Below are 15,092 nucleotides of genomic sequence, written 5' to 3'. Positions count from 1 at the left end.
TTCATCTGCAATATCTGTTTGCCATATTATGACGTAAATCATGTCATTTTGGTGTATTTAACTGACATATATTGTGTGATGAGAACATTTTTTAAATGAATAGTCCTTTTTGCCCCATTTGTAGCTAAGTCCGTTATAATAAAAACGCTATCTTTGATTATCTCCTCCCTTCAAAAACAGTGGAAAAGTTAAATATGTCTGAAAACCGTAAACCTGAACAGGGTGTCAAACTTCGCGGCGCGGAAAAGGTCGCCCGTATTCCTGTAAAAGTTGTACCTACGGTTGAAACACCACGGAAGCCGGACTGGATTCGCGTCAAAATGGCCGCACCTGAAGAAGTACAACGTATTAAAACTACACTTCGTCAGCAAAAATTACATACCGTATGTGAAGAAGCCGCCTGTCCTAACCTGCCTGAATGTTTTGGCGGTGGTACAGCAACCTTTATGATTATGGGTGATATCTGTACCCGTCGCTGTCCGTTCTGTGATGTGGCACATGGCCGTCCAAATGCACTCGATGCAGATGAACCGCGCCATATGGCAGAAACGATTGCTAACTTAGGTTTGAAATATGCGGTAATCACTTCGGTAGACCGTGATGATTTACTGGATGGCGGTGCACAGCATTTTGTCGATTGTATTAAAGAAGCACGTGAACTGAGTCCAAAAACTTTATTAGAAATCCTGGTTCCTGACTTCCGCGGTCGTATGGATATTGCGCTACGTATCATGACTGAATGTCCACCAGACGTGTTTAACCACAATATTGAAACTGTGCCACGTCTGTATAAAGCGATGCGTCCGGGTTCTGATTATCAGCACTCTTTAAACCTGCTGAAAATGTTTAAAGAATACTGCCCGGATATTCCAACCAAATGTGGTTTGATGGTCGGCATTGGTGAAACTGAAGAAGAAGTTATTGCGCTGCTGGATGACCTGAAAGCACATGAGGTCGATTATGTAACGATTGGTCAGTACTTGCAGCCTTCTAAACAGCATGCGCCAATTGACCGCTTTGTAACACCAGAAGAATTCGAGCGCTACGCAGAACATGGCCGTAAGCTTGGCTTTAAGAATATATGGTCGGCTCCAATGGTACGTTCAAGCTACTTTGCCGATCGTCAATACTACGGCGAACCGGTTCCAGCAGTACGTCGTAAAGTTGATCCGGCAAAAAAAATCACTGTTCAGACGATTGAAGCTTAAAAATCGCTTCAGCCCAAGCCCTCTTAAATAGAGGGCTTTTTTATAGCTTATGAGTTTAAATTTAATTTAATCTTTAGTAATTTTTTTCTCGTCTTCATTCATTAAGTTATTACTTATCTTCACATTTCTTTGCGTGTTCTCACTTGAATACTGCTTACTTTTCAAACAATCTCAAAAATAGTTAAAACACTTTAATATGTCGTTGAAATATTTAATAACGATAGTTCTCACAAGAACAGCTGTGAACTTGCCAGTTGCTTAAGCGATGTAAAAAAATTGATCAAGTCTTATGAAGACACCTTAGGGAGATCGGCAGCATCACAATTGTATGACCCTGGAGAAATATAACAATGCTATTTATTTTCGCCGTACTTCTTCTCATTGCCAGTTTATGGGCGATTTTCTTTTTTCAACTCTCCCGTACCACTGGGGCAATTACCCTGATTGTCATGTCAGTGGTTTGTGCCTTTATCAGTCCTTGGTCACTGATTCTGGGTATTCCCCTGATCCTGATCAGTCTGGTCGTCATGATCGAACCTTTACGTATGTCTTTTATTTCCAAGCCAGCTTATAAGGCTTTAGCGGATGCCATGCCGAGCATTAGTCCGACAGAACGTGAGGCTCTTGATTCCGGCACTAGCTGGTGGGAAAAAGAGCTCTTTATGGGGGCGCCGAACTGGGAAACCTTTAATAGCTATCCCTATCCAAAACTTTCCGTTGAGGAACAGGCATTCTTGGATAACGAGGTCGAAACGCTGTGTAGCATGCTGGATGAATGGGAAATTCATGAGAAGAAAATGCTGCCTGAACATATCTGGCAATATATTAAAGATAACGGTTTCTTGGGACTAATTATTCCCAAAGAATACGGCGGTCGTGCTTTTAGTTCCTTTGCTCAAAGCCGGGTGATGAGCAAAATTTCTTCACGCTCTCTCACTGCTGCTGTGAGCTGTATGGTGCCTAACTCACTTGGGCCGGGTGAGTTGTTACTACATTATGGTACCGATGAACAAAAAGATCGTTATTTACCCGGTCTGGCCAAAGGTGAAGAAATCCCATGTTTTGGTTTGACCAGTCCTGAAGCCGGTTCAGATGCCGGTGCGATTCCAGATACCGGTGTGGTTTGCTATGGACAGTTTGAAGGTCAGGAAGTCTTGGGATTGAGAATGAATTTCTCCAAACGCTGGATTACCTTGGCACCGATTGCCACTGTCGTCGGTTTAGCTTTTAAAATGTATGATCCTGACCATCTACTCGGTGATAAAACGGATTATGGGATTACTTGTGCCTTGCTACCGGCCAATCATGAAGGGGTAAAAGTCGGTCCACGTCATAATCCTGGCTCCCCTTTTATGAATGGTACTGTTGAAGGTAAGGATGTATTTATTCCTTTAGACTGGATCATTGGTGGCGTGAAAAATGCCGGTAAAGGCTGGCGTATGCTGATGGAATGTCTAGCGGTTGGTCGTGGTATCTCCCTACCGGCTTTGTCTACCTCCAGTGCCGAAATGACTTACCTGAATGTCAGTGCATTTTCTCGAATCCGTCAGCAATTCAAGATTTCAGTGGGTAAATTTGAAGGCGTACAGGAAGCCAATAGCGAAATTGCCAGTGATGCCTATATGCTGGAAGCTTTCCGTTATTTAGTGACTTGTGGTCTGAACCAAGGTGGTAAACCGGCAGTCATGACGGCAATTGCTAAATACTATGCCACTGAGACCATGCGTAAAATTGTCAATCACGGTATGGATGTCGTGGGTGGCCGTGCGATTCAAATGGGACCTCGTAACTTCCTGGCTCTCAACTATCAGGCCATTCCAGTATCGATTACAGTCGAAGGCGCCAATATTCTGAGCCGTTCATTGATGATCTTTGGTCAAGGCTCAATGCGTTGCCATCCTTATCTATATGAAGAATTACAGCTTCTGCAAGCTGAAGACCCAAAAGCCGCTCTGAATCCATTCGATATTATGTTATTTAAGCATCTGGGTTATACCTTTAACCGGACTGCCCGCTCTTTTGCCTATGCTTTTAGCGGTGGTTCAAGTGCTGCGCCACAAAGTGCAGTTGATTTTACCCGTCCTTATTACAAGATTATTAACCGGCTCAGTGCCAACTTTGCCCTGACTGCAGATATGTGTCTGGGTTTACTTGCCGGTGATATTAAACGCAAGGAAATGCTTTCTGGCCGTCTGGCTGATATTCATGCCCATCTGTTTATTGCGACGGCAATCCTGAAATTCTTTGAACATAGCAAAAAAACTGAAGCTGAACGTCTGCATGCACAATTGGCAATTGAGAAATCTTTATATACGGCTCAGGAAGCGTTTTATGACCTGTTTGCAAATTTCCCGGTGGGTGTTGCTGCTGGCATGGTCAAACTTATCTGTTTCCCATTTGGCCGACCTGTCGCGAAGCCATCTGACCGACTTAAACAGGAAGTCGCAAATGTCATGATGGAAGATAACGCTTTCCGGAAAGTACTGAAAAAGCATGTTTTCTATAGCACAGCGGAAGATGATGTGAATGGTCGTATGGAATCAACCTTCACCATGTTATTGGAGATTGAGCAGCTTTGGGATCGCTTTAAAAAAGCCGAAAACAAAGGTCAATTTAAAGGACTCAGTTTTGCTGATCATGTGGCTGATGCGCATGAACAAGGCTTTATTAATGAAGAAGAAGCCAATAAGTTGCTGGACTATAATGCGCGTCGCTACGACAGCATGTTGACTGATGTCTTCGATCTGCATTTACAGGAAGTATTGGAACTTGAAAATCCTCATATTTCGAAAGCAGATGCAACAGGTACCGATACTTCAGTTCAAAGTGCACCTTCACATTCAACCAGTCCTTGATAGATCTCTTATCTCAATCGGATCTTGCTTTCCAAAGTGAAGTTATTTCTTGACTTCACTTTAGATATTTCAAGTGGCTATTCAGCCACTTTTTTACGACTATTGCACGATGGTATTTAAGAGATAAAACGTTAAGCTAGACTCATAATAAAATTGAGGGTCAATGATGTCACAACAAGATTATGAAAATGGCTTGAAAGTCCGTACTGAAGTGATGGGTGCAGGTTTTGTAAAACGTGCTCAGGACAATACAGTTCCTTTTACTCAGCCTTTGCAGGACTGGATTAATGAACATGCTTGGGGTTCAACCTGGCAACGTGAAGGGATTTTACCACGTAAATACCGTTCTTTAATTACCATCGCTTTTCTGACTGCGCAAAAAAGCCCAACTGAATTGAAAGGCCATGTTCGTGGCGCTTTGAATAATGGGGCAACAGTAGAAGAAATTCAGGAAGTACTGTTACATAGTCTGCCTTACTGCGGTGCCCCTGCCACTCAGGAAGCCTTCCGTGCAGCGCTTGAAGTGATTCAGGAATATCAAGTAAATCAGCAGAGTTAAGATTTACTTAGGCTATTGAGCTGCCTAATGAATAAATAAAGCCGGGAATTAAAATTCCCGGCTTTTTAAATTTTAAACTGATATATCTATAGCTATAACGTCTTTAACACTGTCTTTAATATTGTTTGAAAAGATTATCCTCTTAATTCAATTTGAGTCCGCTGTTCCAGTCCTTGCACCGCAGCGGAGAAATCCAGCTGACTGGCCTGTGGTTTGGCAATCTGCTGAAACTCTTGCTGAACCAAAGACATTACTGATAAATCCAGTTGCTGTTGCTGTACCAACTCCAAGGCAATGCCAATATCTTTCTGTAATAGATCCAGTGCAAAGGTCTTATTAAATTCACGGTTCAGTACACGCTGTGCCATGATATTTTCCGACATGCTGCTTTTACCACTGGAATGATTAATACAGTTTAGTGCACTGCTTAAATCAACACCCTGCCCTTTCAGCACAGTCAGCCCTTCAGCCAATGCCCATAAGTGAGTCGCCATTAAGGTATTATTCACAGCTTTTACCGCAAAGCCAGAACCGCTTTCTCCCACATATTCAATCAGGCCAGCAAAGGCATCAATAATCGGTTTGGCTTGTTCAAAGGCTTGTTCATTGCCACCCACCATCACAGTTAAAGTACCGCGTTCCGCTCCAATGGTTTGGCCAGAAACCGGTGCATCCAGATAAAAACACCCTTGTTGTTCCAATAACTTCGCCAGTTTCTGTGCAGATTCCGGTACACCACTGGTACAGTCAATCCAGATTGCACCTTGTTTGGGTGGATGAGCTTCAATTAATGCTTCCACATCCTGACTGGTCGGCAAACAGGAAAAAATAAAATCCGCCTGAACTGCCTGCTCAATACTCACTGCCTGCGTTGCAAAAGTTTCAGCATGCGCTACAGCTTTCTGTTCAGTCCTGTTCCAGACCCACACCTGATGTCCGAGTTTTGGCAAATGGGAGGCCATATGCCAGCCCATTGCCCCGAGTCCTAAAAATGCAATTGAATGACTCAAAAAATGCTCCTCATATTAAGCGACTGGCTTAGCCTCAACCTCAGTTACGGTTTCAGTTGGTTCAGATGCTGGTAATTCTTTATCTTCACCACGGTTCAGGAATAGATTCAATAGAATTGCGGCTAAGGTTGCGGTACCAATACCACCCAGATCAAAACCACCGATCTGCAAGCTATAGTTCCCTGTACCCATGATCAGGCACACGGCACCAATGATCAGCGTACTGTTCTTGGTGAAATCAACACGGTTATCTACCCAAATTTTCGCACCAGCCACCGTAATCAGACCAAATACGACAATCGATGCACCACCCAATAAAGCGACTGGAATAGTACTGATTACTGCACCGAATTTAGGTGAAAGTCCGAGTAAAATGGCGAAGATACCAGCAAAGACAAATACAGTGGTTGCATAAACTTTGGTGACTGCCATCACACCGATATTTTCAGCATAAGTAGTCATGCCCGTACCACCGACAGAAGCTGACAACGAAGTACACACACCATCAGCAAAGAAACCACGACCCATATATGGAGACAGGTTTTTACCGGTCATCGCAGAGACTGCCTTAAAGTGCCCTAGATTTTCTGCAACCAAGATAATTGCTACTGGTGCAATCATCAGCATGGCATTCATTTCAAATACCGGGCTCTGGAAATTTGGTAAACCAAACCATGCGGCTTCGCTAACCTTGGTAAAATCAATCGCAGGTCCGAAGCCCATCACGTTGGTGAAAAGGAAGTAAATCAGATAAGAAGATAATAAGCCCAATAACAACAACAGACGGCGTACCATTCCTCGGGTAAATACAGCAATCACACTGATACAGATAATGGTGATTAATGCCATCCAGGAATCAAACTGGTTCGCTGAAACACTCTTAATCGCCACGGGCGCCAGGTTCAAACCGATGATCATCACGATCACGCCTGTCACTACAGGTGGCATCAGTTTTTCAATCCAGTTGGTACCAGTTTTCATCACCAGTAGCCCAATCAAGGCATAGACAATACCGCAAGCAATCGTACCGCCAAGGGCTAATCCTATATTTGGATTGGCTCCAACCCCTGAATAACCCGTCACTGCGACGACCGCACCAATAAAGGCAAAGCTTGATCCCAGATAACTAGGCAATCGACCGCCCGTGATCAGGAAAAATAAAATGGTCCCAATCCCAGTAATGAAAATCGTGAGATTGGGATCAAACCCCATTAATAAGGGTGCCAGCACGGTTGCGCCAAACATGGCAAACACATGCTGCAACCCGAGAATAATACTTTTTCCAGCAGGCAGATATTCATCTGTTTGCACGGGTGTGGTATCTAGATTGCCTTGGTAAGGCTTAAATTTTGGAAACCACGTTTCTTTTTCTTGCATCGGCTTCCCCTCCTTGATTAGGATTGAATTGAATTAGCACATTTTGTGTGGCTCACAGTAAGAACGGTTGAAGTACATCAGCGCATTGCCTTGACTCTGGCACATCGCTTTCACCTCACAGAACAGCACGTCATGACTGCCTACGGATAAACATTGGACCACCTCGCAGTCAAAACTGACTAAGGCATCCTCAAGTACAGGTGACTGGGTCACCAAAGTTTTCCAGTTCCCCTGACTGAAACGCTCTGCCATTGGTGTTTTTCCACCAAACAGATTGGAAAGATGTTGTTGATGTGATGCCAGGGTATTCACACACAACACCTGATTCTTTTTAAAGGTTTCATAAACTGAAGCAGAACGGTTCAGACACACCAGCAACGTTGGTGGTGTATCCGTCACGCTACATACGGCTGAGGCAGTAAATCCTGCCTGTCCTGCCTCACCTTGCGTGGTAATGACATTGACTGCAGCCCCGAGATTGGACATGCCTTGACGGAAAATCTGCTGATCAACTTGGGTAAAGATGTCATCTGATGCGTTAGTCGCCAAAACCTTATTTAATGCGTTATTTTCTGCAACTGTTTCTGTGATGATTTTAGATAGTTTGGCATTCATGCTGTTCTCCCGCCCCCAAGTCAATATTCAGTTTCAGACCTGGGGCATCTAGTAATGAGATTGAATCAGGTGGATCGGCTTATACATGGGCAATCGAAGCAATTTCGACCAGCGCATCAGGTTTGACCAAACCTGTCTGTACGCAATACCGTGCCGGCTTATCTCCCGGGAAATACTCTGCATAAACTGCATTAATCGCAGCATAATCTGCCCAGTCTTTGACAAAGACATGGTTAAAGGTCACGTCATCCATACTGCCGCCTGCTTCTTCAATCACACGCTTGATAGTTTCCAGAATATGACGGGTCTGTGCTGCGGCATCAGCGACATGCACCACATTATTATTTTCATCAAAAGCTAATGTACCGGATACATACACGATATTGTCTGCCTTGGTTGCCGGTACATACGGTGCTAATGGTTTCGATGTTCCTGCTGGAATAATGATTTCTTTAGGCATACTATTTTTTCCTTAATTCTGTTCTTTAATTCTTTATGCGCTTACAGCTAATTTAGTTTCTTTTAGTGACTCACTTTCTTTTTGAAAGGTCTCGACAAAATTTTTGGTATCTGATACCCAGCCAAAGAAAGTCTTGATGTTATACAGACTGACTTCATGCGCTTCGACTGGACCGGCCTGATGGCAGGCATCAGCAAGTGCGACACCGAAATACTCCAGGAAGAAGCCATCACGTAGCGTCGACTCCACACACACGTTGGTGGCAATCCCGACAAAGACCAGATTGCGAATACCTCGGACACGTAACATGCTGTCCAGCGCAGTATTAAAGAAACCGCTATAACGTGGCTTTTCGATCACCAGGTCTTGTGGCAGTGGCTTTAACTCATCAATCAGCTCAAAATCCCAGCCACCTTTTGCTAACAATTGCCCCTGTAATTCAGGACGTTTACGCATGGTCTTTAAGGCATTGGATTTATGGAAATTTGGAGAGTCCTTACCACCCGCTTCCTTATATTCTGCATCCCAGCCATTTTTGAAATAAATCACCTGAATACCGGCTGCATGTGCGGCATCAACGGCCTTTTTAATATTTTCAACCACGGGCTTGGTTTTCGAGACATCAAAGCCCGCCAGATCCAGATAGCCACCCTGAGAGGTATAGGCATTTTGCATATCAATCACAATCAAGGCTGTCTGTTCTGGTGCAAGACAAATCGCTTCGGGTTCCGCTTTAAGCGTTTTTCCTGTGCCGAGTTTTTCCGTAAAACCGGCTGTTACGACTGATTCACTCATGCGCTTTTCTCCAAAACTGGCGCTTCATCTTCAATGACAATATGATCACGGCATTTCATTAGCGGCTGGATTTTTTGACCAAAGTCTTCAACCCCCTGAATAAAATCATCAAAAGTCAGCAGCACACCTTCTGTACCCTTGATTTCGCCAATTTCATCCAACATTCGTGCCACATTTTTATAAGAACCTACCAGAGTCCCCATATTGATATTTACAGGAGATACACTAGACGCCATTTGACGGATATTGGTATCTGTACCAGAAGTCGTATCTTTCCCACCCTGATTCATCAACCAGTTAATCGCTTCCATGTCGGCACCATCGTTATAGTGCTGCCATTTGGCTTGAGCTTCTTCATCAGTTTCTGCAGCAATCACCATAAACAGCACATAAGTCTGTACATCACGGCCAGTCACGTCCGTTTTTTCTTTCAGGCGGTTATTAATTTCTGCATAAGCTGTTGGAGTATTCAGGCCTTTACCAAATACGAAGTTATAGTCGGCATATTGTGCAGAAAACTCTAAACCTGCATCAGACTGACCTGCACAGATAATTTTCATATCCGCTTGTGGACGTGGGCTGACACGGCAGTCTTCCATCTGGAAATGTTCGCCCTTAAAGTCTGATTTACCAGTAGCCCAAAGTTCACGCAGAATTTGTACATATTCAGACAGATATTCATAGCGTTTACCAAAATAGTCATTGCCTGGCCACATACCCATTTGGGTATATTCAGGTGGCTGCCAGCCGGTCACCACATTCAAACCAAAACGGCCATTTGAAATCGAATCAATGGTTGATGCCATTCGCGCGACAATTGCCGGTGGCATGACTAGAGTTGCAGCTGTTGCATAAATTTGAATTTTGCTGGTCACGGCTGCAAGGCCGGCCATCAGGGTGAAAGTTTCCAGATTATGCTCCCAGAATTCGGTCTTGCCACCAAAGCCACGTAGCTTGATCATGGAGAGTGCGAAATCGAAACCATAGTGTTCAGCGCGCTGCACGATTTGTTTATTTAACTCAAAAGTCGGCATATATTGCGGTGCATTTTCAGAGAGTAACCAGCCGTTATTTCCAATTGGACAGAAGACACCTATTTTCATTTTCACACCTCATTATTTTTTAACACTTATTCAAAATCTGGATTCCACTTCGGGAATTTTATTTACAAGATAAACATTGCAATCCGTGTGCCAATTATATTTATTTAATTTATTTCAATAACTTAATATTTATTTTTTTGAATTTTTAGTAAAATATCTATTTTTACCTATGAGTCAATTTTGAACATACTGTTTCATTCAAGTGCACTCGTAGCAATTTGTGCATTTGCAGTTCATGCATCAATTCGAAGTAAAAACCATGCTGATGCTACAAAATGATTGATTAGAAAAAATGAAAAACCAGACACGAGGTCTGGCTTTTAAAAAATCTTCAAGCTAAGGGGGAAATCAGGAAGGAAAGGATCCGTTGATTGACCTGATCTGTCTCGGTCACAGTGGAGGCATGCGCACCTGTAGCAAGCAAACTGAGGTAACTATGCGGCAGGCATTGCTGTAATTGCTGTGACCGTTGATAAGGCACCAGAAAATCATCCTGATTGGCAAGCAGATGCACACGAACATCTTTGAGTGCTTGCTGATGCTCTTCGTTCAGTTTAAAGGCCTGTACAGCTTGTAAGCGTGCTAGAACATTTGAAATTGGAGGAAAATCTAAAAGCTGCTTATTTTCTGCTTCAGTTAACTGATCAATATGAGTCGAGATCCATTGCGGAGGATAAAGAAATAAAGCCTGTGCTCTCACATAAGCCTCTGCCCCGCTATTCACCAATAAGGAAGTTCGTGCCTCGAAACATTTCTGAGTATGAGCATCCAGCTCTCCCCAAGCATTTAACATGGTCAGACTGAGCAGCTTAAACTTTCTTTCAGCCTGATAGGTCGCCAGTTGCATGCCGATATGTCCGCCCAATGCATGCCCGATAAAATGAAACTCTCGAATACCATCATTGATCAATAAATCCAGAATCTGGCAGGCCATATGGTCGATCGAATAAGACATGGGCAAGAGTTCAGAATCTGAATGACAGCCTTCCTGATCATAAGTGACTACATGAAAATGCTGCTGTAAAACTCTAATTTGAGGATTCCAGAAACTGGCATGCCCGCCCAGTCCGGGTGAAAGCACCACATAAGGTGCATCTGCCCGTGCTGCAAGATGAATAGATAAAGACATATCACTCTCATATTTTAACTATGAGTTGAATGCAGCAAGATATATGCCTGAACAGGATTTTTTTTGAACAATTGATAAAATTATAGCCAGTAGACATTAAAGCTATAATAAAATTCCTGCACCTCAAAGCGCACGTTATAGCCCAGTTCAGTCAATTCTGCCGAAAGACCACGGATCTCTTCTAAAGGCAAATGTTTTGGAAATACCGTTAATACAGCAGTATTGCCTTGTCGGGCATTGTCCTCAATTAATTGAGCCAAACGGGGCTTATACATTTCAATATTCAAGTTGGCTACATTCGATAAAACTTTGGCCTGATCAGCAGTCATAAAACTCATTGTTTTTACTCTTTTTTGATTTTATTCAATGAAATTAAATGATTTAAATCACATAAAATATTCGTGTTTTGTAAACCAAAAATAAAAATTGGTCATAAAAAAATCCCTCACCAGGAGAGATTTTTTAAGCGATTTAAATTTTATTCTGGTAAAGGAATATATTGCGATGATGTATTTTGCTGCTGTTTACGTTCACCCACCACAACCTCCAGATCCTGTTTTTTACCTTCACGTTCCACTTCAATCCTAATTTTACTACCTGGAGCTTGCAGAGCTACGTAGTTAATCAGATGTGAGGCTGAAGTAATCTGTTCGTCATTGACCATGATTATCTTATCACCGCGCTGAATACCTGCTTGGGCGGAAGGACCATTTGGCAATACTTCTGCCACAGTCACGCCCTGTTCGGATGGTTTCATTACATCATTTCGTTGTGGAGGCAACAAGCTAATACCTAACCAGCCACGCACTACACGGCCATCTTTCAAAATGGCATTCATGATCTGCTGACAGACTTTGGCTGGAATTGCAAAACCAATGCCTAATGAACCGCCAGACTGAGAGAAAATTGCCGTATTCACCCCAATCAGATTCCCTGAGACATCAATCAGGGCACCACCTGAGTTTCCTGGATTAATTGCTGCATCCGTCTGGATAAAGTCTTCATAGGTATTGATACCCAGATCAGAACGACCCGTCGCAGAAATAATCCCCTGCGTCACGGTTTGACCCACACCGAACGGATTACCAATCGCCAGAACGACATCACCAACTTCATTACCACTCAATTTAAATGGCAATACCGGTAATTTATCCAGCTCAATCTTGATCACTGCCAGGTCAGTATCCGGGTCAGTCCCAATCACTTCTGCTTCAGCACGGCGGCCATCATTTAAGGCGACAATGATCTGGTCAGCCTGTGCAATCACATGATTATTCGTCAGAATATAACCATCTGCACGCACAATTACGCCTGAACCCAGGCTATTTTCATTTGGCCCCTGAGAGAACTGTTCTGGTAACTGATCACCGAAAAACTCACGGAACACAGGATCATTCAGTAAAGGATTATCCTGTCTCTTCACTTTTTGTGTGGTAAAGATATTCACTACAGCCGGTGCAGCCACTTTCACCGCAGCGCTGTAAGAAACCACCCCACCAGCACGTGAAGTATCCAGTAATGGTTCAACTTTTTCAGCAGGCATTTTGACGCCATCTGGCGCAACAGGTGCTTTTGGCTTTTGCAACTGTTGCCAACCTAGAAAGACGATGATCACTAAGATCAGCAACACCCAAGGTAACCATGTAAAGGTCCGACGCACGTTATTATCCTCTGACAATATTTTTAATTTATTGATGACTAAGCAATTTGTGCTCTATTGTAAAGCTAAACACAAAACTAAACATAAAAAAAGCAAAAGAGATTTGTGCTGCTTTAGTTACAATTCAAAATATGTTTTGATGATGACAATTGAAAGGTTTAGAGAGAAATTTATGGCCAGATTGCAGGACATTATTCAATGGTGCGACCAAACGCTGATTGCACATGAATTCAAGGACTATGCCCCAAATGGTTTGCAAATTGAAGGTAAGTCTGAGGTCAATAAAATTCTGTGTGCTGTGACTGCTTCTCAAGGAGCCATTGAAGCCGCAATTGCTCAGGGTGCGGATCTCCTACTGGTACATCATGGCTATTTCTGGAAGGGTGAACCCTACCCAATTACTGGCATGCGCGGTAAACGGATTAAGACGCTAATTCAACATGATATCTCACTGGTTGGCTATCACCTGCCTTTAGACAGTCATCCGACTTTGGGAAATAATGCGGCAATTGCCGACCTGCTGGAACTGGAAAATCTGGAACAATTAGATCCAAATGAACGTCGTCCAATTGGCAATATTGGCTATTTAAAACAGGCCATGACACCAGAACAATTTAAGGCTTATGTTTCTGAAAAATTGGGCTTTGATGCGATTCATTTACCAGCAGACAAAACTGAAATTCGTAAAGTTGGTTTCTGTACTGGAGGTGCGCAGGATTATATTCAAAAAGCTGCAGCACAGAACTGTGATGCCTATATTTCTGGTGAAGTGTCTGAACGGACCTTCTATGAAGCTCAGGAACTGGATGTGCATTATTATGCCTGTGGTCACCATGCAACCGAGAAATATGGTGTTCAACGCCTTGCAAAAGCTATTTCCCAGCAGTTCAATATTGAGTATAGTTATTTCGAATTAAACAATCCGATTTAATTTCACCTGACGGTATTTGACAGCGGCTTTATACGTATAATTTCAGGCTTTATTCTGTATTCTTATTTATCTACAATGCGCATTTCTGCCTGTTTTTCTATTACAATAAAGCCACTTATTGTCAAAACCCAGCAAAATGCAAGGAATTGAAAACATGACAACCATTACTTTACCAGCATTACCTTACGGCTACGAAGATCTTGCTCCACACATCAGCAAAGAAACTTTAGAATACCATCACGACAAACACCACAATACTTACGTGGTTAACCTGAACAACCTGATCGCTGGTACTGAGCTTGAAGGCAAAACTTTAGAAGAAATCATCCTGGCTTCTGCTGGCGATTCATCTAAAGCAGGTATCTTCAATAACGCGGCTCAAGTTTGGAACCACACGTTCTACTGGAACTGTATGGCGAAAAATGGCGGTGGTGCTGCAACTGGCCCATTGGCTGCGAAAATTGATGAAGCTTTCGGCTCTTACGAAAAATTCGCTGAAGAATTTGCCAATGCTGCTGCAACTCAATTCGGTTCAGGTTGGGCTTGGTTAGTTGCTGACCAAGTTAACGGCAACCTTTCTATTCTTAAAACGTCTAATGCTGATACTCCAATGGCACACGGTAAAATTGCTGTGTTGACAATTGACGTTTGGGAACACGCTTACTACATCGACTACCGCAATGCTCGTCCTAAATATATCTCTACTTTCCTAGAAAGCCTGGTGAACTGGGACTACGCAAACGCGAAATATGCAGGCCAGCCTGCAGGTGTTGAGAAATAATTCTTTATTTCTTTACTAAAAAAATCACCCATTTTGGGTGATTTTTTTATTTTTAGGCTCTAAATGAATATTTATAAAGCAAACAATTCATTTCTTTACATTAATTGATTGACGACCTGCCGATTCCTCCCTAAAATGCCGATCAGATTCTCCAATAGCTCAGTCGGTAGAGCGACGGACTGTTAATCCGCAGGTCCCTGGTTCGAGCCCAGGTTGGAGAGCCAATCTATTCTCCCATAGCTCAGTCGGTAGAGCGACGGACTGTTAATCCGCAGGTCCCTGGTTCGAGCCCAGGTGGGAGAGCCAAGATTCCAGAAAGCCCTCTCATTGCGAAGTGGGCTTTTTTTATACCTATATTTTTAGATTGAAATCGTGTTGATCTGTATGCACTGTGCCATATTATTTCCGACATTTCAGATCATTTACAAGAATTAAGGCTTATTAAAATCTGACCACTGGCCTGTTTTAACTAAAGATAACAGTTTGAACTAAAAACCTTTTCGACTATTTTTAAAACACTTGATTCAATTTCTGCAGCTTTTTGCTAAAAGTGCCTTGACCCCTTTTCAAATCTCTCTATAATCGCTTTCAGATTCTCCAATAGCTCAG

The 15,092-nt window shown here is 43.0% G+C and carries 14 protein-coding genes and 2 tRNA genes; 7 read left to right on the top strand and 9 right to left on the bottom strand.

Features of this window, described 5'->3' with window-relative positions:
- Nucleotides 1–194 precede the first annotated feature (194 nt).
- The 3 genes from lipA to B3D47_RS06925 all read left to right on the top strand — a co-directional run bounded on the left by lipA (nt 195) and on the right by B3D47_RS06925 (nt 4,622).
- Nucleotides 195–1,208 (top strand): lipoyl synthase, encoded by a 1,014-nt coding sequence (gene lipA / locus B3D47_RS06935; RefSeq protein WP_286860836.1) that lies wholly within the window; start codon nt 195–197, stop codon nt 1,206–1,208.
- A gap of 350 nt (nt 1,209–1,558) precedes the next feature.
- Entirely contained in the window at nt 1,559–4,063 is a 2,505-nt protein-coding gene (locus B3D47_RS06930) for an acyl-CoA dehydrogenase (protein ID WP_286860833.1), read from the top strand.
- A gap of 166 nt (nt 4,064–4,229) precedes the next feature.
- A complete protein-coding gene (locus tag B3D47_RS06925) occupies nt 4,230–4,622 on the top strand; it encodes a carboxymuconolactone decarboxylase family protein (RefSeq protein WP_286861041.1) in 393 nt (130 codons plus the stop codon).
- 134 nt (nt 4,623–4,756) lie between these two features.
- Here the strand turns inward: B3D47_RS06925 and B3D47_RS06920 are convergent, their stop codons facing one another.
- The 9 genes from B3D47_RS06920 to B3D47_RS06880 all read right to left on the bottom strand — a co-directional run bounded on the left by B3D47_RS06920 (nt 4,757) and on the right by B3D47_RS06880 (nt 12,771).
- Nucleotides 4,757–5,632 (bottom strand): NAD(P)-dependent oxidoreductase, encoded by an 876-nt coding sequence (locus B3D47_RS06920; RefSeq protein WP_286860830.1) that lies wholly within the window; start codon nt 5,630–5,632, stop codon nt 4,757–4,759.
- A 15-nt stretch (nt 5,633–5,647) separates the two neighbouring features.
- On the bottom strand, nt 5,648–7,009 hold the full coding sequence (rutG, locus tag B3D47_RS06915; RefSeq protein WP_286860827.1) for a pyrimidine utilization transport protein G: 1,362 nt from the start codon (nt 7,007–7,009) through the stop codon (nt 5,648–5,650).
- A gap of 33 nt (nt 7,010–7,042) precedes the next feature.
- Nucleotides 7,043–7,558 carry an NADH-dependent FMN reductase RutF gene (gene rutF, locus B3D47_RS06910; RefSeq protein WP_373683632.1) on the bottom strand — a complete coding sequence of 172 codons (516 nt, stop codon included), beginning with the start codon at nt 7,556–7,558 and terminating at the stop codon, nt 7,043–7,045.
- A 145-nt stretch (nt 7,559–7,703) separates the two neighbouring features.
- Nucleotides 7,704–8,084 (bottom strand): pyrimidine utilization protein C, encoded by a 381-nt coding sequence (gene rutC / locus B3D47_RS06905; RefSeq protein ID WP_286860822.1) that lies wholly within the window; start codon nt 8,082–8,084, stop codon nt 7,704–7,706.
- A gap of 33 nt (nt 8,085–8,117) precedes the next feature.
- Nucleotides 8,118–8,879, bottom strand: a complete 762-nt coding sequence (gene rutB, locus B3D47_RS06900; protein WP_286860820.1) for a pyrimidine utilization protein B — start codon at nt 8,877–8,879, stop codon at nt 8,118–8,120.
- Nucleotides 8,876–9,982: a pyrimidine utilization protein A gene (rutA, locus tag B3D47_RS06895; protein ID WP_286860818.1), complete on the bottom strand. Its 1,107-nt coding sequence runs from the start codon at nt 9,980–9,982 to the stop codon at nt 8,876–8,878. The genes rutB and rutA overlap by 4 nt, the downstream gene beginning before the upstream one ends.
- Nucleotides 9,983–10,313: 331 nt before the next feature.
- Nucleotides 10,314–11,111, bottom strand: coding sequence for a pyrimidine utilization protein D (gene rutD / locus B3D47_RS06890; protein ID WP_005221441.1), 798 nt, complete (start codon nt 11,109–11,111; stop codon nt 10,314–10,316).
- Nucleotides 11,112–11,191: 80 nt separating this feature from the next.
- The gene (locus B3D47_RS06885; RefSeq protein WP_004810565.1) at nt 11,192–11,449 is read right to left on the bottom strand and encodes a hypothetical protein; all 258 of its coding nucleotides are present in this window, start codon (nt 11,447–11,449) and stop codon (nt 11,192–11,194) included.
- Nucleotides 11,450–11,589: 140 nt separating this feature from the next.
- A complete protein-coding gene (locus B3D47_RS06880) occupies nt 11,590–12,771 on the bottom strand; it encodes a trypsin-like peptidase domain-containing protein (RefSeq protein WP_004810569.1) in 1,182 nt (393 codons plus the stop codon).
- A 172-nt stretch (nt 12,772–12,943) separates the two neighbouring features.
- On the opposite strand from B3D47_RS06880, the gene B3D47_RS06875 reads away from it, so the two are divergent.
- The 4 genes from B3D47_RS06875 (at nt 12,944) to B3D47_RS06860 (ending at nt 14,789) form a co-directional block, all read left to right on the top strand.
- Complete coding sequence (locus B3D47_RS06875; RefSeq protein WP_005221439.1) at nt 12,944–13,702, top strand: Nif3-like dinuclear metal center hexameric protein; 759 nt, start codon at nt 12,944–12,946, stop codon at nt 13,700–13,702.
- A gap of 154 nt (nt 13,703–13,856) precedes the next feature.
- A complete protein-coding gene (locus B3D47_RS06870) occupies nt 13,857–14,483 on the top strand; it encodes a superoxide dismutase (RefSeq protein WP_005221437.1) in 627 nt (208 codons plus the stop codon).
- Nucleotides 14,484–14,631: 148 nt separating this feature from the next.
- Nucleotides 14,632–14,707: transfer RNA gene (locus tag B3D47_RS06865), tRNA-Asn, on the top strand.
- A 6-nt stretch (nt 14,708–14,713) separates the two neighbouring features.
- Nucleotides 14,714–14,789: transfer RNA gene (locus tag B3D47_RS06860), tRNA-Asn, on the top strand.
- Nucleotides 14,790–15,092 lie beyond the last annotated feature (303 nt).

Origin of the sequence: Acinetobacter sp. UBA3461 (genome assembly GCF_002381195.1) — a bacterium.
GTDB lineage: Bacteria > Pseudomonadota > Gammaproteobacteria > Pseudomonadales > Moraxellaceae > Acinetobacter > Acinetobacter schindleri.
The sequence above is the reverse complement of the archived record's forward strand: the minus strand, read 5'-3'. Positions and strand labels throughout refer to the sequence as shown.